Here is a 24,428-nt window from a genome sequence, read left to right as displayed (position 1 = left end):
TATAAGGGTACCATCTGCACATAGAAAAAACATTTCAAAGTGTAGATTTTCACAAAGAAATTAGACTTCATATAGGAAATACCTGGTAAGTATGTGTTTGAAATTATTCTTCAACATCTTTTTTATAAAGGCTTTTCTAAAAGATTGTTGCTATTCACTATAAAAAAATTGGCGTATCCTATTTCACTTAGGGGTACTCTCATTTCTTTCTGATCGGTAAGGGCTAAGTTTGCTTGCTTGATTAAAGCGTCTTATAAAAGCCCCCTTCGTAACAACACTAAATTCTTTACAATGTTTCATGAAAGATTCCTTAGTTATGGTACCTTTATTATCATGATTGTATGGGGTAAGTAATATATCCTTAATCTTTCTCCATTATATAAGTTAAAAAAGAGTGTATAAACACACTCCCTTTTATAAAAAACCTTAGTCCAGTGTCTGGTCTAAGGTTTTTTCGTGATTTCGTTGTATATTGATGATCTAATCGTAGCAGATTTTCCTAGTATGCTAACTTTTTGGATTGTTACATGAACCGCGTGTTTTATAAATGATTTTACGGATGCTTTCAATAGATAGATTGAACTTTTGTTCTAATTCTTCAAATGACAGACCATCCTTATATAAAAGATAAATCTCTTTGTTACGTTGAGCAAGCAGCTGACGTGAACCGTTCATTTCTCCCCACCCAGCCCGCTGGTTGTTCTTCTTGGGGATATAGACTAATTCTCCTTGAAGATGTTTCTGTACTTCTTTCAGCAAGCTAGGAGGGAACACCTCTTTCCCGTTTTTGTATTGCAAAATTGACGTCCTCCTTATTATTCAGGTGTACGTGTATATACAATTTTACATTTTTCAACGTGCTTCTCTCCCTTCGCTTGAAATTGATTGTACAGTTTAACATGGATCTAGTTTACAATATAATCTAAGTATAAGTGGATTTTACAGTCGTGAAAAGATGGAATTTTAGAATTATTAAAAGGGCCGCTTATGGCGGCCCTACTATGAGATTTCCGACTAAGCGGAAATCACCTCATATTTAGTGATCAATTTCAATCAGCCTCCTTTCACTATATTATCGGATCCGATATCTGAATTTTCTCACACAATCAGCTGTGTCGACAAGTGACGAAATCATTATAGTCTTTTTTTACCTTATGAAAGCTTTCAGTTTACTCCAGAAATGAATTGACTGTTGAAAATCATTGGCATTTCTTCTGTCGGAATTGGTTTTCTGAAGTAATATCCTTGTGCTTCGTTACATGCCATGCTGATGATCGTGCTTACTAGAGATGCGTCTTTTGGATCAGTGAAAATATTTTTCTGAATAGGTGGATTTGTAATGCTTTTTTTCTAAAATCCCCTTTTCTAACTCTGTAATATTGATATAATCCCTGTTCTTCAATCCATTCTCTAATCACTGATGTTTGTTTAGTGCAAAATAAAAGTACAGAGTATTGCAAGCCTAAAACATCATAGCAACTTTACTTGGAGAGGCGGGTATGCTAGCCTGGTTGGCACAGCCAGCCCTTGATACTGCTGGCTTCTTGGCTGGTAGTGCATACCCGTAGAGGCTCCATGTCAAGTTGCAACACTATGTATTTGCAATTGCAATTTTGTGTATTTTTTCACTGCAAAACACACTGATGTTGGTGCTTGGTGCGCAATTTAAACCATTCCAGCCATTATGGTTACTCTTTTAATAATTTCATCGTTATTTCGTACACCTTGGTAATCAATGAAGGATAAATTTGGATTGATATTTACTCCATATTTTTTAATGATTTTTTCAGATTTTCTCTTTATTTGATTGAAATTTAGTTCCATAAAGTGATCCTATCTTTCCAATGTCTTATTCCGCAAAACTCCCTATTGCTTAATACCAATTATTTTAAATTATTAGATCTAACTCAATATTTCACAAAAAAAGAGGCATCTCTTATTTCAGATATGCCCCCGATTGTTGAAAACTATTTTTTACTTTGTTTTTTTGATTAAATGAAGTTTTATATGTTCCAATTAAAAGAATAACCACAAAGATAAAGATATAAAGAGTATTTTCTGTAAAAACGACTTGTTTATCTAATGTTTTGAGAATTTCAAACAGGATGAAGCTACAATACAACCAAAACATTCTTTTTTAATTACCCTTAATACGGTTAAGCCCTAACATGAAAAACGGCGCATATAACTACAGGAAAGCGTCCGATTGTCGGTAACAGATATTAATGTTTTATCATTGGGGAATTTGATTTAACAAACTTTATGTAAATGAAACCTCCTACTACTCACTTTCACAAACGGTTCAGTTAAAGTAGGGGTTCTGGTGTCTATCATTTTTCACTCACTCTGTCACTTCAGCTTTTTTAAATGCTTTAGTTTATCCGGATTAACTATGTTGTATAAAGCAGAAAGTTTATCGTCATCGAATTGAAATGCCAATACATAAAAAATTTGATCGTCCACCTTCATAATCATTCCCGGTTGTCCATTCACATCCGCTTCTATGACAATCAAATCGGATGGAATTTTACGACTAACACCCATTAAAAACGCGACAGCTCGTTCAATTCCAAAGATAGGACGCACGTTTGCTTTTGCTTTACCTCCTCCGTCGGAATAAACAGTAAAGTCATCTGATAAAATGGCCAAAAGTTTTTCGATGTTGTTGCTTTGAATAGCCTGCATAAAGTCACGCACAGTTTCTTCTTTTTTACTCCTATCTCCACTATTTTTCGGGGATAAATCGCCGACTTTTTGTTTCGCCCTACTTTGGATTTTTCGGCTGTTATCAGTAGATTTGCCGATTAATTGTGCAATCTCATCGTAAGAATAAGAGTAAACTTCCCGCAGAAGGAACACCGCTCTTTCCACCGGATTTAAGTTTTCAAGTAGTTGTAAAAAAGCGATGGATAGCTCCTCATTGGTAATCACCCGGTCTGCGGGATCGGCCCCCATTCCGTTAATGATCGGTTCCGGCAACCAGGAGCCGACATACACTTCTCTCCTCTTTCGGGCAGAACGCAGGAAGTCAATGCTAAGGTTGGTTGTGATCTTCCATAAATAACTTTTCACATGATGAATCGAATGCAAAGAAACTTGATCCAAATTCAAAAAAGCTTCTTGCACGATGTCTTCCGCATCGGTCACACTTCCCAACATACGATAAGCAAGCGAAAAAAGAGTAGATTTATAAGAAGAGTAAATTTCGGTCATATCAGCCATATTGGACATATCATCATCAGGTGGAAGATGTTTAGATTCAGAGCCGTCCGCCATTTAAAACACACCCTTTTGTTTGTGAGCACCCTGAATTGCACTCTTTTCAATATTTTAGCACACATTTTGGTCCAATAGGGCTATTCTATCCGTTGGTACGAGATGGTTTCATCTCGTACCGGTGATCATCTCCACTTTTTTTGCTTTACTCAATGCATCCAAACATTGTAACATAGCGGAGTACTGTTCCTCCTTTCTGTTGGCGCGACCGATTGGACTTCCCAGTTTGTTGGGAAAATAAATCGATCGGGGTACTCCCATAGCATTTGTCGTTTCGGGTAACAGGGTTACTGTGATTGTCGCTATTCCCTGCTTTTCCAATTCTCGTGCAATCAGTCCCACGGACCGATGACAGTGGTTTCAGGCAGGAGTCAGAATGGCCAAATCAACCTGGTCATTCACAAGACTGCGCGCAACTTCCGGTCCTGTTTTTTCAACCAATGGAGAAGGATCATGAATTCCTCCTTGAAAACTGAAGTGACGCGGAGCGATACTCCCTACTTTACCTTCCCGTTGCAAGCGGTGAAGCGTGGCTAAAGGGAACATGATTTCCAAATCAACCTTGACATCGCTATGATCATAAAATAAATGGCTTATCACCGTTTCACTTGGGGGTGTATTTGAGGGAATCACACGATAGGAGCAATCCCCCTTGGGATCGTTCAAGTCAAAAGGGGGTTGGCTTTTCAGGATGATGCCTCCCGAGGTAACGAGAGCCACCCGACTTTCCTCAATCGGCCTCTTTAATGGAGTCCAAGGAACATCCCCACTCCATTCACTGCCCAATTTTACACTGATTCGATCAATTAATTTGGGGTATTTCTCCGTTAATTTACCCATCAACTTCGATTGAGCAAGCGTGAATATTATCTTTCTACCAAAGCCAACCTTGGAAGATGAATGAATTTTCGCCATAAAATATACCTCCTTTTCATTTTCAACCACACATAGTGACGAAATAGGAGGGGGATTTGTGACATGGCATGGAAGCATTATATCCCAAAGACCAGTACCGCAGCTTGAGGTACTAGATTAAAATTTATATTTCCTATTTGGCTTTTATCAATTTTAAAAAGACCAGATAAATAATCATAATCATCAAATATTTTTCCTAGCTTAGGTTCAGCTTGCTCCATCATTATAAATGATTGATTCACCTCAACAGAAAGTGTGCCAGCGAGTGCTGAATTTTTTGCGAAAATTATCGATAGTTTATACGCTGTTATCATGAGAGTTGTAACGTTAATTCTCCGTCTAACACCATATGCTATCCTGGCAATTATTACAAAAGTTGCTGCTACAAGTGATTATGACGCATTCATGAAATTAGGCAAGTTTGTTGTGGCTTCTTATGTGGCATTAATTTTGGTGTTTATTGTGCATTTACTGTTGTTGTCATTTGCAAAACTAAACCCTGTAAATTATGTAAAAAAAGGGCTGCCAACTTTAACATTTGCCTTTACATCACGTACAAGTGCTGGAACACTGCCGATGACAATTAAGACACAAACAAAGGATTTTGGTGTTTCGGAAGGGATTGCAAACTTTGCTGGTTCCTTTGGACTTTCAATTGGTCAAAATGGATGTGCTGGTGTTTATCCGGCAATGTTAGCCGTTATGGTAGCTCCAGCCGCCGGTGTTGACCCTACAAGTCCATCATTTATTATTTCTCTAATTTTGGTAGTGGCAATCAGTTCATTTGGTGTCGCAGGTGTCGGGGGAGGAGCAACCTTTGCAGCTCTCATCGTACTATCCGTCATGAATCTTCCAATTGCGATTGTTGGGCTGTTAATCTCAGTTGAACCTCTTATCGACATGGGCCGTACTGCTGTAAACGTCAGTGGAGCAATGACATCTGGTGTCCTAACAAGCAGAGCCACGGGTGAATTTGAACACGAAGTTTACCAGCAGCAAAATGTTGTAGAAGTGTAAATTATATTGGTGACAGGCACCATTCATGTACAAATCATATATTTTGTACGTGCTCGGTCAACAGTGCTCAAATGTTAGTATCTGACCCCATACAGTTTAGTCTTCTTATTAAGTAATCGGGCGGGGAAATTAGGCTTTATATATTTATTTACAGTGCAAAATAGCGCCTTAAAAAGTGCAAAATAAAGTTTAAAGTGACAAGCATGTTTTAAGATAAACATTTTCAAAGCCATTTTCTTTCCTGATTTAACCAATATTCTTTTTTAAAGGAACGAGTTATTATATAGACAACTCTTTGTCTTCACTTTCCCAAAAAAACAACACTTTCACGTCAAGTAAACTTGACATGAAAGTGTTGTCTTAAATTAAAGAATATGGATTTCTTGTGGTTTATAAAGACAATACAATTATGTCATTAGTTTGTAATGTAATATCCCTCACTTATTGCGTATGTATTTTCATTTATTTGTTGAATGGTATACCATGGATCCTTAATCATAAGAACCTCCATTAAAAGATTGTTTCTTAAATAATTCTTTATAGTCACCAACTATCCTACTAGATGTCTTTTTCATGTTTAGTCACGGAAAGAAGCGTTCCTGATTATTACAGGAACGCTCTTTTAGCTTAATTCCATTCTTGAATATTAATTATCATTCAATTGTTCATTTAGTTTTTACTGAGATAGCTGGAGATATATTGATAACCCGACAATCTTCTAAGTCATTTTCCTTTAAAATACCAAGGTTAATCGCTGCTTTCATTTTGTCAATATCCGGTTTTTTCATCATTAAATCTTCTAATTTTAGTTCCTCTAATTTCTCTACCGTCTTCGCTTCATTAAATTTCTCAATTGCTCTAACTTGCCTTTGTAATATGTAATCCCCAACTGTTACTTGCCCTTTAACATTTTCGCCTACCGTCTCATCAAAGTAATTATGGAATTGCTTTTTCATTTCCTTCATGGCAGATTCAATTTCCTTTTTCTTTTGATTAAGACTATAAAATTTTTCAAGCATTGCTTCTGTTACTTTATATTCACCCATCCTGACACTCCCATATAAACTAGATATATCATTTTATGGGGTTAATAAATTATGTATGACTAAAAATAATTGGGAATAAAGTAAACTGAATATGTTTTATTTCACAACGATTCGCAATACAATCTATAATCTCTAAATATAGAAATCTCCATTTTTATATTCGTAAACAAGCTACAACGAAAAATACAATGGTAAAAATAATTAATAATAGTGAAAGTGATCCAAAATGTTTTTTCATAAATTTCCCCCCTCATTTATATGTCTTCTTTTAGATACACCCCCGATTATGGGGTAATAGGCTGTAATACTACCCTACATTTGTTCCAGAATAGAAAGAAATAAAACCCACTACTGCAAGAATTATTACAAGAAGTTGAATGAAGACACCAACTATACTACAAATTAACCCAGAGGTAGCTAACCCAATTCCAGTTTCATTTGTTTTTGAGATTTCCGTTGTTGCTTTTATTGATGTTACAACACCTATTACACCAAGCACTAACCCAATAAAAGGTATTATTATGGACAGAATCCCAGTGGTTAAAGAGATCACCGATTTACGGTTTGTTTTTCAAGTGTTTTCAACCATATTTCACCTCTACATTTTTTATCAATAAATCCCACAAATTCACTAATACCAATTATTTCAAATTTTCAGACCTAACTCAATCATTAATTTTCATAATTAAGAGACATATCCTATTACAGATATGTCAGCAATAGGTAAGCGTTTGAAGTTATCTCCGGCTTTTCCCCTGCTCCACACCAAACGTGCTAGTTTCCCAGCATTCGGCGCTCCATCTAATAAAATGTACTAGATTATAAGTTCCTTGTTACCCTTCGAGACGGGAAGATTCGATGCTATCTAATTTACACACCTTGCGGTACTGGTTAATCTTGTTTAGCATCGGTTGATTTATTCCCAGCTTGTAGAGGAATGAGTCAATCCTTTGATCATCCTTCATATGAATTAAGCGATGAACATCTTCATGGAGGATACGGAGATTATGAAACTGGTCATTGCCTCCAAAATGTTTCGGGAGATAATGATGACAATGGACATTATGGGCAAGCAAATACTGCCCTGTAATTTCGCATTTCCCCAATTTCATACTGTAGCGACTAATCCGATTGTCCATGTATTCTATACTTCGATTGGGCAGAACTGCTTTCATCAATTGACTGACTTCATTTTGAATATCCGGTCGAAGTTTCTTATAGAAACGCTCTCTACCTTCATCGGTGAAAAGCGTAAGCTTTGGACTGAAGTTCATCGCGTTGACAGTTTTTACATTACCTATTGGGAAGAGATACATATCATTTATCTTGATGGTTTTTGTCTTTAAGCTAAAAAGCTTCTTATAAATAGGTGGTGGATTAAACGGATGTTCCTCTGTACCAATTTGTCGAAGGCGGTTATACAAGAATGGTTTTAAATCAAAGGCAAGACGTGAGAACTCTAGGCTGACATGTGTCGCTCGTTTGAAGTAATTGTGAAGCCCTAACACAAAACTATTAAAGCGCTGGACATTTTGAGCAGTAGGGGAAGCTTTTAATCTTTGGATAAGCTTTTTCGCTTCCTGTTTGATTTTCTTCTTTTTAGAAGAGACAATGCCCGTATGTGCGACACGCTTTTCACCCTTTTTATTCGCACGAATTGTGAATCCTAGAAATTCGGATTCTCTTTTTCTCAGATTGACAATCTGGGACTTTTCTGGAGAAATGTCTAGATGTAGACGTTCTTTCAAGAATAGCCGAACGGCATGATACCAACGTTGGGCAGTCTTTCCATCTCGACAGAGAATTTTGAAATCGTCCGCATAGCGGACGAGGTATCCCTCTTTCAAGTTTGTACGCTTCTTCGCAAGTCTCGCTCCAACATCTGATTTAAACGATTTGGTTAGCGGGAAGAATTCCCATTGTCCTGTAACCCATTGATCCAAGTCATTTAGCACGATATTTGATAGAAGGGGAGATAAAATCCCACCTTGTGGTGTCCCTTTTTCTGGGGCTCCTTCACCATCAATCTCTGCTTTAATCATTTTTGATATACAGGCTAGCACCTTACGGTCTTGTATACCCGTATTCCATAGTTGCTTGTTCAATAGTGTATGATTAACATTATCAAAGAAGCTTTTGATATCTATATCTATTACGAAGTGTAGTTGCGCTTGATTAATCAAGTATTGTATCCTTGCCATAGCATGATGAGCAGACCGAAGGGGTCTGAATCCATAGCTATGTTTGTAGAACTTGGATTCAGCGATGGGCTCGAGGATTTGTTTAAAACTTTGTTGGATTACTCTATCCAGAATACAGGGGATACCAAGAGGTCTCCATTTCCCATTTTCTTTTTCAATCCATTTCCTTCGCACTTTCTTCGGGTGATAGTTTTTGAGTTTGTTTCGGACCTTTGTAACAAGGTCGTTCTCTGATAGCTCTTTCATGTCGTCGATGGTTTTTCCATCGGTACCGGGTGTTTTGGAACCTTTGTTGGTTTTGATTGAGCGGTAGGCTAGGAGGATGTTTTCTCTTGATACGATGGTGTCGTATAGATACGAAAACGTTTCTCCGTCGCTAGCTTTTTCATATAGTCCCGTAAATGTCTCCGTCATACCGTAATAATCCCAGTTTCGCAGCGTTGGCACTGTGGCATCCCTCCTTACGGAAGTGATGTTCCCACTGTCCTACCCGATCGGTGCCATTCACTTTTGGAAAATAATCGTTTCATTTATTAGACTTGGGGCTATTCCTCCACTCCCATTACAGGTGATTCATAAGTCATGCCCCTACCCTCACAAGGATAAATGTATTTCAGCATTTGCCTTATAGCAACCATTTTAGGTGACAGCCCTTGTTTCAACGTCCCTTGCTTTCCAAGTCCCTTACAACGTAGCTATCCATACTAGATGTAGGTGCTTCCTGTAAGCCTGTGAGCTGGATACCGCCGTTGTTCGGTATAGCGTATTTCAGAGGGGGCACTTTTACTCTACGCCACTCACCCCATCGTGAGATGGGACATGGGTTTCCCCATGTTGAAAATCTAGACCCGTACCTTCGGAAGTTCGTCAGTTCCTATCTCAAAGAACGATTCTCACCCTATCCAGTTTTTCAGCCGTGTGGCATATCCGTTGGCATACCTTTTGGCTTCAGCCTTCGTTCTGCCGAATCCACCTGTTCTTCAAACCCCATGACCTGTCAGTCATGACGCATGCAGGAGTATTGACGGGATGGTTTCGGGAAACATGGTTCCGTCATTCCCATCCTTCGTTGTAAAGTTAGGATTAAACACAATAATCCTCTGTATTTCACGCTTTAAAGCGCTTATAACAGAACTTGTCGAGCGACCCCCTTATTTTGAATAAACATAATAATCCCAGCTTATTAATAACGATTGTGAATTCCTAACTTTCTTCAATTGCAAAAACATTTCAAATAGAGATATAAATAACACAAGCCAAAAGACACCATTACTAAATGATATTCCGATAGCAGATTTTCCACCTAAAACAGTAAATATGCCCATTAGAATAAGGACATAAGATGTAAAAAACACTTGCCACTTTAAAGCATCTTTGATATCAACACTTTTATTCCGATTAAGTAACATACTTATTAAAAACAATCCAATGATAAGAAAAATAAATACGGTATCTGGAACTGATATCATTTGTGACATATTTGGAAAGTAATCATAAGCCAACAATATTGTAAAACAAAAGACTATAAGCACAGTAACATATTTCATTTTTCTCTTCCTCATCCCCTAAATATTTATTCCGTTTAACTGCCCAATTCTTGAGCAAAAGAAAGGAGATCACCTTATGTGCTGCAATCGCCCCCGTTTGTTTAATAAGATTTATTCACTAGTCTAAAAGAAAGTGGCTCATCAAGTATTTCTGGTAAGCCCACTTTAATTAAGTATGTAAAGAAACAATTGAAATGTTAATTAGAAGAGTTCTTATCTTTTTTTGTGTAATAAGCAAAAATGAAAGGGATTAATGGAATAAGGGCGAGCAATCTGAACCAATTCTCTGCACCACCAATATATACAAACAGTAAATGAACAAGGGGATGAACAAATGGAACAAGTAGGTTTTTATTTGGTTGGTCTCATTTTTTGGTTGTTAATTGGACTTGGATTGCTTCTAACTGTATGGGGTCTATGGAAAAAATCTTGGCTAGCCCTACTAATAAGTGGAGTTCCACTTATACTACCATGTTTATCTTTTATGTTGTTTAAACTGCCAACTTGCTTAATACCAATTATTTCAAAATCAGACAACTACCTCAATACTTATTTTCAGTAATATTTCAGATATTGTTGAAGATATTGCTTATACCTTATCAAGATAAGCACCCGTTACTTCAATGATGAACAGCCTTCTTTTAAGTAAAATCTTTCTTGAAATATGTGGCAGATTCACTATAGCCAATTGATTTATAAAACTTATCTGCTCTTCTCGTAGCTAATGCAATTAATTTAGAACCTCGTTCTTTAGATAACTTTTCTGCCTCTTCCATTAAGGACTTTCCGATACTCTTTCCTCTATACTTTTCTAACACAAAGAGTTCCTCAACCCAACTGATTATGCCGTTCGCGTAAAAAGCTGGATGGTGAAGCACAAATACATACCCTATAAGTTTTTGATCCTTTTCAGCAATAATTAAATCAACATTTTTATCTTCAATAAGGAGGTTGAAAATATATGAAAAGTCTACTTCGTTCACATAAAAACTTGTTGCTAAACTCTTTGCTAATACATAAAGTGCTTCCTTGTCTTTACTTATTGCTTTTCTGTAACCAACTTCCTTATTTGTTCCTAAATCACTCTGCTCTTCCCGTCTCATCTAATCTCACCCCCGTTATAAAAAGTTATAAAAATGATAGCATATAAATTTAAATATTAAATTAAGCAATCGCACCAGTTAATTTAATAACATTAAGCATTCGATTCACTTTCTAACAATTCCTTCTCTTATTCAAGAAAATGGCCCTTATCTTAAGTAACAAAGGCGATCACCTTGTGCTGCAATCGCCCCCTTACTTAAATAAAGATTACACGGCAAGAAGGTATCTCGAGTACCTGATCGGAAGCGAACAAGCAACAAAGATTTAAATGCAAGAATAAATGACTTTGATGGTGAGGATATTGAAATCAAATAAGTTGGCTGAATTACAATCACACTTTAGATTAATTTAGGCTCGAGTTTGTTACTCCTGGTCACCTACAACATGAAAGTAAAAGATTACTTATTAGGTGATAGTGATAAGTTATAACGCTAATACTATATAGTAAGTAGTTAACTATGATAAAACTCTTTTCTTGCGCCATCCTGGAAGAATCTGTAACACTAGGTCTGCAATAATGAAGTAAAAATTTGTGAGACCAATGAATTTTTAATCTCCGATAATAAAGATTAGAGGTCATTAACACCAGGAATTAAAGGTGTTAATGGCCTCTAAGGGTTTGCAAAAAAGGATTCTTTTCCGCTAAGGTCTAATGTATAATTACAGGTATCTTACAGTTGTGTAATTCAAGAAAATGGCCTGTTTGCTGAATAAAGAAAAACCTGAGACTCTTTACCTTTCCTTCAAATATTGACTCTTATATAAGAATAAAAAAATAGATTGCAGCTAAACGATCACCATTTTATCAAGATTTTTCGTTCAAGAAGTTTTTTGTGCGGTATTTTTCGCAGGAATTGTCTTAATTCTATAAATGAAATAATAATGTTTATAGAAGGCAAGAACAATCATGAGGATTTTTATTAAAAGTATATCCACATATAATATAGAGGTCAGAATAAAAAGATCCGCAATCAGATTTATTTTGATTTTCTCCTTTCGGCTCATACCTTTTTTCAGGAGGAATGCCTCAACGTATTTTGTATATAACGAGGTGCTCTTAAACCAGTTATCGACCCGCTCTGAACTTTTCGTAAAGCAAAAAGCAGCAATTAAGTAAAAAGGACCGCCTGGCAGAACAGGGAGGATTGTTCCTGCAAGGCCGATTAAGAGGGCTAAAGTTCCAAGCAAAAAAAATAGGATCGTTTTTATCTTCTTTAAAGTAATCATAAAATTTCCCCTACCGGTTGTCTTCGCTGTCCATCACCCATTCGTGCAACCGATCTCCTCCAGCCCCCATGGGTTCTTCGGCAGAACGGTTCGAAGCCGTAACGAATCCGTCCAGCGAAATGCTGATATCAAAGACAACTTTGCTCTTCCTGTTATTATTTGTCATTATATACTCCTCCCACTTTAAAAAATCAACGAGCTTTTCGAAAGACTGTTTCCATCCTCTTTTAAAATTTATGCACTTTAACACCGACCTTTATTTTATTATTATTCCTTTATTTAAATATACTATATAAGGAATATTCCTTTAAAGGTATATTTTAAGTTTTCTTAATAATTTCAATAATAAAACCAGAGGACATTAACACCTCTAAGTCATGGTATTTAATGTCCTCTAAATGAATTTAAAATTTCTTATTTAGGTCGGTTTGTTTTGTACGTTGTCCGTAAAGCTATTTATTCTTCTACTTTTAGTTACTTTTCGGATACATATTTATCTACATAATATTATTACAAAAATTACCGATGAGGATAAAATGATTCCCATCGGTAATTGAACTATATATCCTAAAAAATCTTATACCCCTTTTGAGAGATAGTATTGCCCGAGTACATAGAAATTAAATATTGTAGAGCATCCTTTAAAATACCCTTTTCTCATTTTAGAGTGGAGTTTTATGGTTTTCTTATTTTACGAACTCCCTTTAATTATGTCCTTCCTTGGTGAATAAACAGATATATATTATCTAATCATAAGTGAAAATATATTGTAAAAGTGAAGGGAACTATAAAATGGATAGATTAGTGATTTGGTCTACATTCCTTATTCCTTGGATTTCTCTAATTTTTTTAAATCGGTTATCAATACGAAGGTATATGCCTGTAGCGTTACTTACTGCAGTACTCAATACTATATTGGCTCAACTAGCATGGCATTATAATTGGTGGAAATTTAAAGAAACTCTTTTTGCGTGGGATAAAATAGCACCATTGTTTACTGTATACAGCATTTTCATAGTCGGGACAATATGGATATTTTATTTTACTTTCCGTAAATTTTGGGTATATCTCATTGTTAATATAATAATTGATCTCTTTTACGGGGTGGTTTTTGTTAGAATTTTAAACAAGTTAGAAATAAGAGAAAATGGAATCATTTCTCCAATACAAAATCTTTTACTAATGACCGCAATTGCCTTCATATTATATCTATATCAAATATGGCAAGAAAAAATTTTTGAAAATGAAAATTGAGAGGGGCTTCGTCTATTTTCCTGCCCCCCGTTTGTTGTAAGAAAGCGTTAATCATTCTTGGATCAACGTTTAAGAAGAATTATTTAAACATTAAGATTTTAGGGTCTTTTGACCATAACAGTGAACAAGAATAGCGTGTAATTGTCCCCTATGGTGATAAACGTTTGCTAAAATCTCTAACAACCACTCATATCTTGTGTAAGAGAAACCCAAGTGCGAAGTAGTTTCCGATATGTATGAGTTCTTTCCGACAACTTCATATAATTTTTTTGTAACGCTCTAAAATTGGTAAGCAAACCTTCTTTTATTAAGTCTAAGGTTTTATATGACACTCCTGAATAAAAATTTCCCATTTCTTCTTCTGTTGCTTCTTGTGATATACGCCAATTAGCTTCACAAATTACTGCTAAATATTCCAACAGTTCTCCGACAGAATGTTTATTTGATGTAGGTCAAATCTTCTTCCTCTAAACTTCCTATTATTTCAATTATTGTTTTTACAGCAACTTCAATTTGATGTAATACACTTTTACAATTCATAAATACCCCTTCTTATTAAACTCTACTGCCCCGTTCGTATTATAAGGTCAGGCAGATTATTCTGGGCCCGTGGGACTTTATTCCCGTCAGCTAAACCGTTCGCCCCCTCGTAGTTTATAGTAGATTTATAGACAAAGTCTCTTCGTTTTGTCTAACCTAATATTAGGTAGGAGGTTCCCCGGGAGATTCATTCACCCCCCGACAAGCCTTTTGTATGAAGGATATGGCTACGAGTAGACTAATCCCTGGGGAACCAACCCCTTTTACCGTTGACGATTGTTAGGGCGTTGTACCACAAAAATACCGATTCTACGAGGCCATCGCTACGGTAAAATTTAAAAAATATGTTGTTGGATAGGTGATTTTTATGCATTTTATAGGTATTGATCTCGCTGACAAGAAACACGACATTTGTATTTTAGACCCCTCGGGGAAAGTCTTAAACGAATTTATTGTTTCTCATTCCCCCGAAGGGCTCGATCAATTACTGGATACGATTCGTTCTATACCGGAGGATCAACCGATTCTCATTGCGGCAGAAACACCTAGATATCTGTTTATTCAGTATCTTCATGCGTTGGGTTATACGGTGTTTGGTATTAATCCAAAAAGTGTTGACCGTGCACGTGATCGCTTTTCTCCAGCCGGAGCGAAGGATGATAAACGAGATACCCGTGTGTTAGCGGATCTCTTACGTACAGATCGTCATCAGTACCGGCCAATACGGGTCGACAATGACTTTCTTATTGAACTTAAACATTTGGTTCACGATCGGGAAACTTTAGTTTCTAATCTAAAAAGTGTTGAAAACCAAATTCGTTCCTGCCTTAAGGATTATTATCCGCGAGCTTTAGAATGTTTCTCAAAACTGGACCAAAAGGTTACGATTGCCTTTTTACGTCGCTATCCTACACCAACGGCATTCAATAATGCATCGTATCACGAGCTGGCTCAAATTTTTAAGGAAGGTCATCATCCGAAATGGAGAACGAAGGCCGAAGAACTAGCAAAATTGGCCAAACGCCAGCAATTTCACGTGGATCAGGCAACCATAAGAACCAAAAGTCGATTTCTAATGACCTTGTTGAAACAACTTGAACTGCTTCTTGAAGATCTTCTTCAATACAAAAAAGATATTGATACGTTGGTAAAGCTTCATCCAGACAGTGGCCTTTTCCTTAATCTCAGAGGGGTTGGAGCCAATCTCGCTGCCAGACTTTTAGTCCATTTCGGTGATGACCGAGATTATTATTCCCACGCCAATGCAGTCCAATGTGAAGCCGGAACAGCTCCTGTGACCCGACGAAGTGGTAAGAAGAAAACCGTACGGTTTAGGCGTGCCTGTCAAAAATCTTTTCGAAATACCATGCAAAACTTTGCGATCCAAATGGTTCGTTTTCACGAGTGGAGTAAAAAGCTCTTTCTTGAACACCGACGGCGCGGACGCAGTAAAAGTGAATGTTATCGCATTGTGGCAAACAAATGGCTCAAAATTTTATTTGCCATGTGGAAAAAACGTGTTCCATATGATCCAGATATTTATTTAAAAGCCAAGCAGCAACAGGCTGCTTAAACGGTGCATTTCTTCGGAAGCCTAACATGACTTTTCCGCTTTTTAAACCTAAGGCGTTCGAACTGAGTTATCAAGCCCTTTATCAAAAAAGGAAAGGGCTATAATTTAATTTTCACCAAGAGGGGGTTAAAGACTGAATTTTTACTCCTATGGTCCCCTATTGCCTTTTTTATTTTAAACACTCTATCATTCTATTGACTTAGGGCGTCTACTTGTAGAGACATGATTGAGGCTGGTTGGGACTTTGATCTCGTATAACAAGCAAAGCTGTGATACTACACGGAGGTCTAGGGGTTACTGGCAAATCACTAGTTTAGGAGGAGATTTAGAATGAAGTTGGTCTGGATGTATCAAAGGGGGAAAGTCAGGTTCAATCATTTTTGGATAAGGGTAAACCATTTCGTAAGAGTTTCAAAGTATCTCATACACTTGAAGGACTTAGTATGAATCGGCTTCACTTATTTAGACAGAATTTTTATAAGAGGGTCATTATTTCTGCTTCCGTAGCGGCAAGCTGCTCCAGGCGAAAATACCCTGCCCCTTCAAGCGCCCGCCTTGCTGGTTTGGCAAGCTTTTCAGGAAGATCACTTCCTTTAAATTGATTTTCCGACATCCTCTATCTCCTATATCATTAATATTTCACGAATATCTTCTTCGGTCAGGCTTTTGGTGTTCCTATTATCAGAGTTGATGATCTCTTCAATTAAGTTTTTCTTTTTCTCCTGCAGTTCATTCATTTTTTCCTCAATCGTTCCTCGGGCGAGCAGCTTAATGACTTGAACTGTATTCTTCTGTCCCATGCGATGGACGCGGTCGGCAGCCTGTTCTTCAACCGCTGGATTCCACCATAAATCATATAAGATGACTGTATCCGCTCCAATCAAATTTAATCCAGTGCCGCCAGCCTTAAGTGAAATCAGAAAGAAGTTCCTTTCTCCTTCGTTAAAGCGGCAGCAAACCTCTACCCTCTCCTCCGAAGGAGTCTGTCCATCCAAGTAGAAATACGGCAAACCCTCAAGTGCCAGCTCTCTTCCTATGAGATCCAGCATTTTTGTAAACTGTGAAAATATAAGCACCCTTCTGCCTGATAACCTTGATTCTTCTATAATTCTCTTGAGCTGTTCAAATTTTGCGGAGCTGCCTTTATATCCATCTACGAACAAGGCTGGATGGCAGCAAATTTGCCGCAGGCGAGTTAAACCAGCAAGGATTTTAATTCGGTTCTTCCGGATTGTATCTTTATTTAAATGTTTTAACGTGTCTTCCCTCAGTTTTGCCAAATAAGCTGCATATAGCTTTTTCTGTTCAGGCAGCAGTTCAGCAGAATCAATCAATTCCATTTTTTCAGGAAGCTCGGAAAGTACGTCCTCCTTAAGTCTTCTCAGCACGAATGGGCGGATCCTTCTTACAATTGTTTTTCTGGCTAGATTGCTAAAGTCCTTCAAGCCCTGGAACAATTCCGGGAAGATGACGTAAAAAATGGACCACAGCTCTTCAAGCGAGTTTTCGACAGGTGTACCTGTCAGCCCGAAACGATGGTTTGACTTTAACTTTTTTACTGCTTTTGCTGTCTGGGTTACTGGATTTTTAAACGCCTGTGCTTCATCAAAAAATACAATGTGAAAATACTGCATCTGATACCATTTAATATCCTTAAGCAGCAATGGATAGGAAGTAATCACTACATCAATGTCGGCTAATTCCTTCTGAAGCTGTAACCGTTCGATTAGATTACCGTCGAACACAACCGCCTGTATCTCAGGTGTGAACTTCATCAGTTCATTTAGCCAATTGTACGTTAAGGATGATGGACACACAATCAAGGATGGCCGTTTCTTTTCGCGGATGTTTGGCAGCTCAGATTGTATGAACGCAATACTTTGCAGCGTCTTACCAAGTCCCATATCATCTGCCAATATGCCTCCAAAACCATAATGGGCCAGTGTCTTCAGCCATCTATAACCGTGCTTCTGGTAATCACGCAGTATATGGTCCAGACTTTCCGGCACTGGTATCTGCAGGCTGGATGGATCCTCAAGGGTTTTTAGAAAAGAGCGGAAAGATTCTTCCTGCTTGAATGTATGCTGATCCCTAACAGTATCCAGCATTTTAAACCCCTGGATAATCGGCATATTCAATCCGCTTTCCAGATTTTCAGCCTGCTCCGGAACAGCTCTTAAGAACCTTTGGATCTCCTCAAACTCCCTTGCTTCCAATGATAGCAGCGCCCCGTTTTTCAAACGATAGAATTTCCGCTTTTCTTTAAGCGTAAACAAAATATTACGGATTTCATGATCAGAAATCCCAGTCATTTCAAACTTGAATTCCAGCCAATTTGTCCGTTCCTTTTTCATTTTTATCCGGATCTGCGGTTTGGTATTTTCTCTGAATATACGGTTTCTGACAGCCGTTGTCGCATATATTTGCACTTGTTTTTGCAACTTGGGAACGACATGATAAAGAAACTCATATTCCAGCTCGTCGTTTTGCAAAAAATAGCCGCCATCCGTCTTTGCAAATAAACTTTCCTCCATTAGCTGAAGAATCTCATCTTCCTTTTCAACATCTCTGATAATACGCGCTCCGCCACGTGGTTCTCTTCTTTCGAGCGGATTAATTACAATATTTTCATAGTGAAATTCAAGGCCGGCCAAAAGACGATTTCTCAAGCGATCCAAGTATAATTTGGCAACCAAAGGTGTTTTCATAAATCTTTGTGCCAAATGATCAGAAATTTGGACATCTCCCAGTTTTCTCAATCCTGGTGCTACTTTTTCCAAGAAAATTTCCATTTGCTCCTGAGCAATCGGAATCTGATTTTTCCCGGTGGCCTCCAGCATTTGAGTAATGTCATACAACCGCTGGCAATCCTCTTTTTTTAATGTGATAATTTTTCCACCAAATAGAACTGAACTGTATGAATTTAATATAAGCAGGTGGTCAAGACCATTGATCTTTAAATAACAATTTCGTTCTATTTCCGATAGTTCGAACCTTAAAGGTAAATGATCATTCGAAAACACCATTTGATCAAATGTTTTTCCGGTTATCTGCAGCCTCACTTTTTCAACATGTGCAAGTGCAGGCTTTAGCCTTTCCCAGGATGTTGGAGGAATCAAAAGCATAGTTTTGCTTGCAGAGTAGTCATAATCATCCATTAAAGCATTTATATAAACGGATTCATCATGGACGACTTGAATCAGCTGCTGGAGGACAGCATCAGATTCGGGTGTAAAGCAGTGCAGGTTGGGTGAATATGTAAATGATTGGGATAATAGGCTGGATTTCCTTTCTTTTACTGACTGGAGAAACTGACGGATATCAAGCACGGGTATAGGTCCAATTTTTAATTTTAAGGCAAACAGATAGTGGTCTTTGCCTAAATGAACAGGCAGGCATGTAAATTCTGATTGAAGCACTTCCCTGTTCTCAAAATGAAGCTGATGTCCGCTTGACCTTACAGGCTGATCACTGAAAAGCGTCAGCAACCCATTTGCAAGTGAAATTTCCGGCACAGCTGCATGCTCATCAAAATCATTAACTTGCGGTGATCCACTCTGCTGCTGTTCATAAATCGTTAGCAGCACAGCCGCTACATGCTGGCATTCTTTATCAAAGGAAGCAAGCTTTGGACAACTGCAGGTTATTTTAAAGCTACTTTCTGTATCTTTCTTTACCGTTACAAAAAAATCTTCCGCTACCGATACAGTTGCTTCACAGCTCTCAGCATTATTTTGATTAATCGTTACTTTGTTATTTCGGAAGAAAACGTCCCCCCTTTTGAAGGAGACTGTTCCGCACAATTCTTTAATTCTTTTGTGAGTCAAGTTAATATCCACAACCGCACTCCTTCCGGGGAAAAATGATATAAAGATTGTAACATAATGATCTGGATTGGATTAATTTCAATCAACACAAAAAGAGTGTTGTTGAGGGGTTAGTTATTTGACACATTCTTAATTAATAAAAAAAGCTATCTTGAAGAATAATGCCCGTTTGTTGAAGATCATTGCAAGGGCTTATTGAATAAAAGCACCCGTTCGTATTATAAGGTTAACCAGATTTTTCTGGCTTTTAATCATTAGACCTTCTTTCAAGGTATAATGTACTTATTTCAGATAGAGATTGTCGCTTACGCCCTTGAAGCTTTGTCTTCGTATTAGAGACTGACACCTCTTTCTTTATAGAACTATTCGAATGAGCTGGATGACACTTAGTTGCCGTATATCGAACGAGGTTGGATATCTATAAAGTTATAGAGGAGTTCCTGCCATCAGAGGAATTCCAACTGCAGAAATCGTTTGGGATGCACCAATTGTCAAAGATTCCCTCCATGGTAATGTTAACCCTACCTTTAGTTTTCATCCGCGCTGGGACCATAGACGGCTGGGACCGGCACATCAAGTAGCCTGAGGTAGACAGTGAGCTGTCCGCGATGGTGATACCAATGATTCAACATCAACGAACGGACCATCGCCAACCTGGGTGCTGCCATCAGCGTATTCTTACCGTCAGTCATCCTCCATTCTGCTTCCAGATCTTCTTCTCCCCATTGTGATAAGTGATCCATTCCCACTCTTTTACTTTTTTCTAGTGCTAACAGGATCTCATCCAAGGAAGCTGGTTCAGGAAGGGGGACTGTCGGTATCGCTCTTTCCAGTTCACTGAACAGTTCTGCAAGTTTCCCCGGAATGACGGCTGTATGTAGACCGAGCTGTCCGACTGACATGGATTTCGGATGCGGGCACCACGTCAGCTTATCTTCTGGTATCCGTTTGAGCACGTTACGTGTCATCTCTAATTCATTTTTGAATTCATCAATTAATACAACCTGTAGTTTCATGCAGCATTCTCCTTTCATTCTTGTAAACTTTCATCAGTAACGCTCCCCTTTTCTAACAAAACTCAAGTGAAGCTGAAACGTCAGTAACAGTTAGATTTAGATGATTGAGTTTCATTAGTACACTCTTTCATTTTTAGTCCTGTACCTCCCCTATCACAGTCCTTATATTAACATAAATATCCAGTATTTGTTTGGAAGTCTTATTCAATTAAATGGCCCTCTTTAACTGAATAACTAAGGTTTTCAATCAGACCCTTAAAACTCCTTTTTATTCCAGCACCCCCTAATACCAGGTATCCAAGCTCTTTAATTATTTGGTGGTAGATGGCGTCTTGGGATCGTCAAGGTTACATTATCAAAATGTTCCCATATTCATAATACAACCCTCTGGAATTTGTTACGATACACATGCCTCCCCCTTATAATATACAAAATGAACCCTCTGCTTTCTCAATAAGTACGAGGGTTCATTAGTGTAAAAAGAACGTGTTATATTATGGAAACATACTGTTTAGATCAAATGATTGGTTGCACGGGCTAATAATCTTGAGAACAAATGGTATATTTAGTATATGCAATTATGATACTGTTCAGCAATGTTATACACCTGCTGTATCTTTGATGTATCTACGTGCAATTTTGGCATATTCAAGTGGATTAGCCTTATACGGATCCTGTTCTGCTTCAACTAGCATCCAGCCCGTGTAATTAAATGCAGACAGTGTTTCAAAAATTGGACGAAAATCGATATCTCCATCCCCGGGTACAGTAAATACACCCTCACGTACTCACTCCAAAAAAGAATTCTGCTCACGTTTCAGTTTTACAACCACATCATCACGGACATCTTTCAAATGTACATGTTTAATACGTGAGAAATGAGACTTCAATATCATCAATGGATCTTCACCAGACAGATAAAGGTGGCCTGTGTCATATAAAAGTGATACGAGGCCTTCATCGGTCATCTCCATCAATCTATTGATTTCTTCCGCCGTTTGGACTCCCGTACACATATGATGGTGAAAGACGATAGACATATCTTTTTCATTAGCTAGTTTTCCGAGATCATTGAGTCCTTCTGCTAATCTCACCCATTCTTCTTCAGTAAAAACTGGTTTATCGCTAAACAATGGAACATCCTTTTTTGGATACTATGACCTTGTTCAGATACGACAATCACCTTGGCCCCCATTTCGTGTAGAAAATCCCGATGTTCTATAAATGCTTACTTGGTTTCTTCATATGGACGGATGGTTAAAAATGTACAGAACCATGCACTTGCTATTTCCATCTTTCGTAATTCTAATGCTTTTCTTAACGCACTTGAGTCACGAGGATATTTATTCCCTACTTCTGTCCCCATGTATCCTGCGAGTGCCATTTCACTAATGCACTGTTCAAAAGTGTACTCACTTCCTAATTCAGGCATATCATCGTTAGTCCAACCAATAGGGCAAATCCCAAGTTTAACTGCGTTTTCTTTAAACATGCCAACCTTTTCCTCCCTCTATGTAAATTAAAACGATCAAGTAGAAGCGCTTACATAAATGCTATATCGGAAGGAAGGGCGATTTCCCTTCCCCGACATTTTTAATTATACCCAACGTGTTAACGGGTTCCCCTACACGTACCGCATTGTCCAGTTACTTGTTTGAATAGCCTTCTGGTATATTGTTCATTCATATGGAACTGCCGGGATAAGGAGGGGAGTGAAACGTCAGAGTAAAAGGAATCATTGATATAGATCATGATACCGGTTATATCCTTTGATCCTTTCTTCTGTTGGATTTCAACATTTCTATTACTATATAGACTCATTTCTTCTACACTTAATGTTCTTTTAGCTATAGGTGCTAACGACCGATAGCTTCATTTGAAACTATCAGTCGCTTCCTGTATGACTTTTATTTAACAACTAAAATAGAGCAGTTTGAATGTTGGGAAACTCTTTGGCTTACACTTCCTTGGACCATCTTATCCAATTTATTGAGACCCTGATTTCCGATGATAATTAAATCAAATTCTTTTTCCTGAGCATGATCACATATTTGTTTAGCGGGCTCCCCTTCTAATATTATATTTTGAGCGTCGACCCTTTCTTGATTCAAAACTTTTCTAGCATGATTAACAGTTTGCTCACCCTGTTTAATTATTTCTCTTTTGTTGAATTCCCGAATCATCTCGCCTCGTTGAAGATCCGGTGGAACTGCTGCTACGGTTAAAAAAGCTGGATCAGGGTCAGCCTTAACTACATGAACGACTGTCAACTCAATTTTAAGGCCTTCTTTCTTTAAATCTATTCCTTGACGTAAAGCATCCATACTTCCTTTAGAACCATCAAAGGCAACAAGGACTCTCTTGATTAAGCTCATTCTGATCATCCCTTTCATGTTGATTTTACAGCATATGGTCTTATTGGATGAGGAAGTAATTAAATCGCAATTGATACTACTTATAATGATAAATGTAGTATCCTTTTCCCTTAAATGATGAGTGTAAAACATGTAATCACTTATATGCTGGCAATGACGATCCCTTAAATTTATAAACGAACGATAGTTGGTATGAGATTATGGGTCCTTTCTGGTTATTTTTTTAGTATTCGTAAATACTCTTTCCATGGCCCCACGTCTTCTCTATATCTTTCAGCCAGTACCCGTACGATTTGGGATATGTGGGTAAGATCATGAACTACCCAAGTAGAAAGCAATTCTCTTAATTTCACTACTCCAAATTCAGGGTGTGAACCCGTCAATTCAAGATGCTGTTCAGGGTCAATCAATGATTTGAGTTTCGCTAAGTTCTCGTTCCTGATTTTTTTGAATATAAGCAGCTTTTGTTCGATTGATCTTTCATTTGACCCTTTCAAATGAGAAAAACGGTCAAAAGGTGGAAATGGTTTGCTTCCCCCTTCTTGAAGGATAATTTCTATTCTTGGCATCCAATTATACTTCTCTGCTTCGATGAGATGTTCAATTACTTCAGTTGCATTCCAGGTATTTTCACCCTCATTACATTTCAGCCATCCATCAGACAAGCCAGACAAAAATTGCTCGAATGTTTGCGGTGTACGCTCTAAAACTTCAATGGCTTCTTTCATATCAAAGTTCATATAAACGCCCTCCTCCTTGTATCTTTAAATTATTTTAGGATAGGGTAATCGGCCTCTATAGGAAGGATTTCTTTGAAACCTAAATTTAAAATATTTCATAACGATGAACATTTATGTGAATCGATTGACAAGCTTCGTAAAAACGGTGTCAGAGATGATGATATTTACATCCCTGCTCATGATAATGACCATGATAGGCGTGCAAGAAAGAAAACGGATGCAAACATAATCGGAGTCAAAGTGACGGGCGTTGGCACTGCCACAAAGAACATATTTAGAGGTAAACCTGATAAACTATTTTCAAAAATGAAGGAAATAGGATTTGACCAATCAAAAGCTCAAAAGCTCAAAAGCTCGAAGAAGAATTAGACAAAGGTAAAACACTTTTAGTAGTCACAAATCAAGATGAAGTGTGGCATCAATCATATTAGATCTCATTTGCTTAAAACCGCATAGAATGACTTCCCTCACCACTTCAGACATGACACCTATATTGCTGTGCTAAATCAAAACTAATCTCTGCAATTAAAATCTTCATTTTTCTTCTTGAATAGTGGAATCAATATCCATAAATCTTGTTACAGCATGGTCCGAGAAATGCTTGAAAACCTCTTTGGAGTCTTTCGTCAATGTTCGAAGGTGAACCTTTTTCGTTTCCAGTACATAGTCAATTTTTTCGTTATTTAGCACGTTACCTCATGATTTGATTTTCCTTCTACATAATTTCTTTACAGTCAATGTGTACTCCTTCTTAAAATCACTTCACTTAG

Annotated in this window: 22 protein-coding genes and 2 pseudogenes; 5 read left to right on the top strand and 19 right to left on the bottom strand. The window is 37.7% G+C overall.

Going from position 1 to position 24,428, the window contains the following annotated elements:
• Window positions 1–507 precede the first annotated feature (507 nt).
• The 5 genes from ACJROX_RS17195 to ACJROX_RS17175 form a co-directional block, all read right to left on the bottom strand.
• Window positions 508–798: a CD3324 family protein gene (locus ACJROX_RS17195; RefSeq protein WP_408006429.1), complete on the bottom strand. Its 291-nt coding sequence runs from the start codon at window positions 796–798 to the stop codon at window positions 508–510.
• A 1,551-nt stretch (window positions 799–2,349) separates the two neighbouring features.
• Window positions 2,350–3,276 (bottom strand): RNA polymerase sigma-70 factor, encoded by a 927-nt coding sequence (locus tag ACJROX_RS17190; RefSeq protein WP_408006428.1) that lies wholly within the window; start codon window positions 3,274–3,276, stop codon window positions 2,350–2,352.
• A 108-nt stretch (window positions 3,277–3,384) separates the two neighbouring features.
• Complete coding sequence (locus ACJROX_RS17185) at window positions 3,385–3,618, bottom strand: hypothetical protein (RefSeq protein WP_408006427.1); 234 nt, start codon at window positions 3,616–3,618, stop codon at window positions 3,385–3,387.
• Between the two features lie 18 nt (window positions 3,619–3,636).
• On the bottom strand, window positions 3,637–4,191 hold the full coding sequence (locus ACJROX_RS17180; protein WP_408006426.1) for a glycine/sarcosine/betaine reductase selenoprotein B family protein: 555 nt from the start codon (window positions 4,189–4,191) through the stop codon (window positions 3,637–3,639).
• A 77-nt stretch (window positions 4,192–4,268) separates the two neighbouring features.
• Window positions 4,269–4,505 carry a hypothetical protein gene (locus ACJROX_RS17175; protein ID WP_408011844.1) on the bottom strand — a complete coding sequence of 79 codons (237 nt, stop codon included), beginning with the start codon at window positions 4,503–4,505 and terminating at the stop codon, window positions 4,269–4,271.
• Here ACJROX_RS17175 and ACJROX_RS17170 point away from each other — a divergent pair.
• A pseudogene (locus tag ACJROX_RS17170) lies at window positions 4,450–5,208 on the top strand (cation:dicarboxylate symporter family transporter); the annotation flags it as partial. The gene ACJROX_RS17175 and the pseudogene ACJROX_RS17170 sit on opposite strands and share 56 nt — an antisense overlap.
• 665 nt (window positions 5,209–5,873) lie before the next feature.
• Here ACJROX_RS17170 and ACJROX_RS17165 read toward each other — a convergent pair.
• The 4 genes from ACJROX_RS17165 to ACJROX_RS17150 form a co-directional block, all read right to left on the bottom strand.
• A complete protein-coding gene (locus ACJROX_RS17165) occupies window positions 5,874–6,254 on the bottom strand; it encodes a hypothetical protein (protein WP_408006425.1) in 381 nt (126 codons plus the stop codon).
• A gap of 307 nt (window positions 6,255–6,561) precedes the next feature.
• The gene (locus tag ACJROX_RS17160) at window positions 6,562–6,753 is read right to left on the bottom strand and encodes a hypothetical protein (protein WP_408006424.1); all 192 of its coding nucleotides are present in this window, start codon (window positions 6,751–6,753) and stop codon (window positions 6,562–6,564) included.
• 334 nt (window positions 6,754–7,087) lie between these two features.
• Window positions 7,088–8,902, bottom strand: coding sequence for a group II intron reverse transcriptase/maturase (gene ltrA / locus ACJROX_RS17155; protein WP_408006423.1), 1,815 nt, complete (start codon window positions 8,900–8,902; stop codon window positions 7,088–7,090).
• Window positions 8,903–9,606: 704 nt separating this feature from the next.
• A complete protein-coding gene (locus ACJROX_RS17150) occupies window positions 9,607–10,002 on the bottom strand; it encodes a hypothetical protein (RefSeq protein ID WP_408006422.1) in 396 nt (131 codons plus the stop codon).
• A gap of 334 nt (window positions 10,003–10,336) precedes the next feature.
• On the opposite strand from ACJROX_RS17150, the gene ACJROX_RS17145 reads away from it, so the two are divergent.
• On the top strand, window positions 10,337–10,564 hold the full coding sequence (locus ACJROX_RS17145; RefSeq protein WP_408006421.1) for a hypothetical protein: 228 nt from the start codon (window positions 10,337–10,339) through the stop codon (window positions 10,562–10,564).
• Window positions 10,565–10,643: 79 nt separating this feature from the next.
• On the opposite strand, the gene ACJROX_RS17140 is transcribed toward ACJROX_RS17145, so the two are convergent.
• The 3 genes from ACJROX_RS17140 to ACJROX_RS17130 all read right to left on the bottom strand — a co-directional run bounded on the left by ACJROX_RS17140 (window position 10,644) and on the right by ACJROX_RS17130 (window position 12,499).
• The gene (locus ACJROX_RS17140) at window positions 10,644–11,105 is read right to left on the bottom strand and encodes a GNAT family N-acetyltransferase (protein WP_408006420.1); all 462 of its coding nucleotides are present in this window, start codon (window positions 11,103–11,105) and stop codon (window positions 10,644–10,646) included.
• Window positions 11,106–11,925: 820 nt separating this feature from the next.
• Window positions 11,926–12,333, bottom strand: coding sequence for a YbaN family protein (locus tag ACJROX_RS17135; protein ID WP_408006419.1), 408 nt, complete (start codon window positions 12,331–12,333; stop codon window positions 11,926–11,928).
• A 10-nt stretch (window positions 12,334–12,343) separates the two neighbouring features.
• The gene (locus ACJROX_RS17130) at window positions 12,344–12,499 is read right to left on the bottom strand and encodes a hypothetical protein (RefSeq protein ID WP_408006418.1); all 156 of its coding nucleotides are present in this window, start codon (window positions 12,497–12,499) and stop codon (window positions 12,344–12,346) included.
• Between the two features lie 626 nt (window positions 12,500–13,125).
• On the opposite strand from ACJROX_RS17130, the gene ACJROX_RS17125 reads away from it, so the two are divergent.
• Complete coding sequence (locus tag ACJROX_RS17125; RefSeq protein WP_408006417.1) at window positions 13,126–13,587, top strand: hypothetical protein; 462 nt, start codon at window positions 13,126–13,128, stop codon at window positions 13,585–13,587.
• A gap of 176 nt (window positions 13,588–13,763) precedes the next feature.
• Here the strand turns inward: ACJROX_RS17125 and ACJROX_RS17120 are convergent, their stop codons facing one another.
• Window positions 13,764–14,006 carry a hypothetical protein gene (locus tag ACJROX_RS17120; RefSeq protein WP_408006416.1) on the bottom strand — a complete coding sequence of 81 codons (243 nt, stop codon included), beginning with the start codon at window positions 14,004–14,006 and terminating at the stop codon, window positions 13,764–13,766.
• A gap of 488 nt (window positions 14,007–14,494) precedes the next feature.
• Between ACJROX_RS17120 and ACJROX_RS17115 the strand changes: the two genes are divergently transcribed.
• On the top strand, window positions 14,495–15,700 hold the full coding sequence (locus tag ACJROX_RS17115) for an IS110 family transposase (RefSeq protein WP_408006415.1): 1,206 nt from the start codon (window positions 14,495–14,497) through the stop codon (window positions 15,698–15,700).
• Window positions 15,701–16,175: 475 nt separating this feature from the next.
• Here the strand turns inward: ACJROX_RS17115 and ACJROX_RS17110 are convergent, their stop codons facing one another.
• The 6 genes and pseudogenes from ACJROX_RS17110 to ACJROX_RS17085 all read right to left on the bottom strand — a co-directional run bounded on the left by ACJROX_RS17110 (window position 16,176) and on the right by ACJROX_RS17085 (window position 23,658).
• Window positions 16,176–16,313 carry a hypothetical protein gene (locus tag ACJROX_RS17110; RefSeq protein WP_408006414.1) on the bottom strand — a complete coding sequence of 46 codons (138 nt, stop codon included), beginning with the start codon at window positions 16,311–16,313 and terminating at the stop codon, window positions 16,176–16,178.
• Between the two features lie 10 nt (window positions 16,314–16,323).
• A complete protein-coding gene (locus ACJROX_RS17105; RefSeq protein WP_408006413.1) occupies window positions 16,324–19,539 on the bottom strand; it encodes an SNF2 helicase associated domain-containing protein in 3,216 nt (1,071 codons plus the stop codon).
• Window positions 19,540–20,054: 515 nt separating this feature from the next.
• Complete coding sequence (locus ACJROX_RS17100) at window positions 20,055–20,543, bottom strand: DinB family protein (RefSeq protein ID WP_408006412.1); 489 nt, start codon at window positions 20,541–20,543, stop codon at window positions 20,055–20,057.
• Between the two features lie 599 nt (window positions 20,544–21,142).
• A pseudogene (gene iolE, locus ACJROX_RS17095) lies at window positions 21,143–22,035 on the bottom strand (myo-inosose-2 dehydratase).
• Between the two features lie 415 nt (window positions 22,036–22,450).
• Window positions 22,451–22,918 (bottom strand): universal stress protein, encoded by a 468-nt coding sequence (locus ACJROX_RS17090; RefSeq protein ID WP_408006411.1) that lies wholly within the window; start codon window positions 22,916–22,918, stop codon window positions 22,451–22,453.
• 215 nt (window positions 22,919–23,133) lie between these two features.
• Window positions 23,134–23,658 (bottom strand): DinB family protein, encoded by a 525-nt coding sequence (locus ACJROX_RS17085; protein ID WP_408006410.1) that lies wholly within the window; start codon window positions 23,656–23,658, stop codon window positions 23,134–23,136.
• A gap of 72 nt (window positions 23,659–23,730) precedes the next feature.
• Here ACJROX_RS17085 and ACJROX_RS17080 point away from each other — a divergent pair, with 72 nt between their 5' ends.
• A complete protein-coding gene (locus tag ACJROX_RS17080; RefSeq protein ID WP_408006409.1) occupies window positions 23,731–24,027 on the top strand; it encodes a general stress protein in 297 nt (98 codons plus the stop codon).
• The last annotated feature ends 401 nt before the right edge of the window (window positions 24,028–24,428 follow it).

Origin of the sequence: Pseudalkalibacillus sp. A8, assembly GCF_045920555.1 — a bacterium.
Classification (GTDB): Bacteria; Bacillota; Bacilli; order Bacillales; family Fictibacillaceae; genus Pseudalkalibacillus.
The sequence above is the reverse complement of the archived record's forward strand: the minus strand, read 5'-3'. Positions and strand labels throughout refer to the sequence as shown.

Excerpts from the sequence above, each read along its gene's own strand:
- ACJROX_RS17190 (WP_408006428.1), bottom strand. The coding sequence starts at position 3,276 with ATGGCGGACGGCTCTGAATCTAAACATCTTCCACCTGATGATGATATG.
- ACJROX_RS17180 (WP_408006426.1), bottom strand. The coding sequence starts at position 4,191 with ATGGCGAAAATTCATTCATCTTCCAAGGTTGGCTTTGGTAGAAAGATA.
- ACJROX_RS17175 (WP_408011844.1), bottom strand. The coding sequence starts at position 4,505 with ATGATAACAGCGTATAAACTATCGATAATTTTCGCAAAAAATTCAGCA.
- ACJROX_RS17165 (WP_408006425.1), bottom strand. The coding sequence starts at position 6,254 with ATGGGTGAATATAAAGTAACAGAAGCAATGCTTGAAAAATTTTATAGT.
- ACJROX_RS17150 (WP_408006422.1), bottom strand. The coding sequence starts at position 10,002 with ATGAAATATGTTACTGTGCTTATAGTCTTTTGTTTTACAATATTGTTG.
- ACJROX_RS17145 (WP_408006421.1), top strand. The coding sequence starts at position 10,337 with ATGGAACAAGTAGGTTTTTATTTGGTTGGTCTCATTTTTTGGTTGTTA.
- ACJROX_RS17140 (WP_408006420.1), bottom strand. The coding sequence starts at position 11,105 with ATGAGACGGGAAGAGCAGAGTGATTTAGGAACAAATAAGGAAGTTGGT.
- ACJROX_RS17135 (WP_408006419.1), bottom strand. The coding sequence starts at position 12,333 with ATGATTACTTTAAAGAAGATAAAAACGATCCTATTTTTTTTGCTTGGA.
- ACJROX_RS17130 (WP_408006418.1), bottom strand. The coding sequence starts at position 12,499 with ATGACAAATAATAACAGGAAGAGCAAAGTTGTCTTTGATATCAGCATT.
- ACJROX_RS17125 (WP_408006417.1), top strand. The coding sequence starts at position 13,126 with ATGGATAGATTAGTGATTTGGTCTACATTCCTTATTCCTTGGATTTCT.
- ACJROX_RS17115 (WP_408006415.1), top strand. The coding sequence starts at position 14,495 with ATGCATTTTATAGGTATTGATCTCGCTGACAAGAAACACGACATTTGT.
- ACJROX_RS17110 (WP_408006414.1), bottom strand. The coding sequence starts at position 16,313 with ATGTCGGAAAATCAATTTAAAGGAAGTGATCTTCCTGAAAAGCTTGCC.
- ACJROX_RS17100 (WP_408006412.1), bottom strand. The coding sequence starts at position 20,543 with ATGAAACTACAGGTTGTATTAATTGATGAATTCAAAAATGAATTAGAG.
- ACJROX_RS17090 (WP_408006411.1), bottom strand. The coding sequence starts at position 22,918 with ATGAGCTTAATCAAGAGAGTCCTTGTTGCCTTTGATGGTTCTAAAGGA.
- ACJROX_RS17085 (WP_408006410.1), bottom strand. The coding sequence starts at position 23,658 with ATGAACTTTGATATGAAAGAAGCCATTGAAGTTTTAGAGCGTACACCG.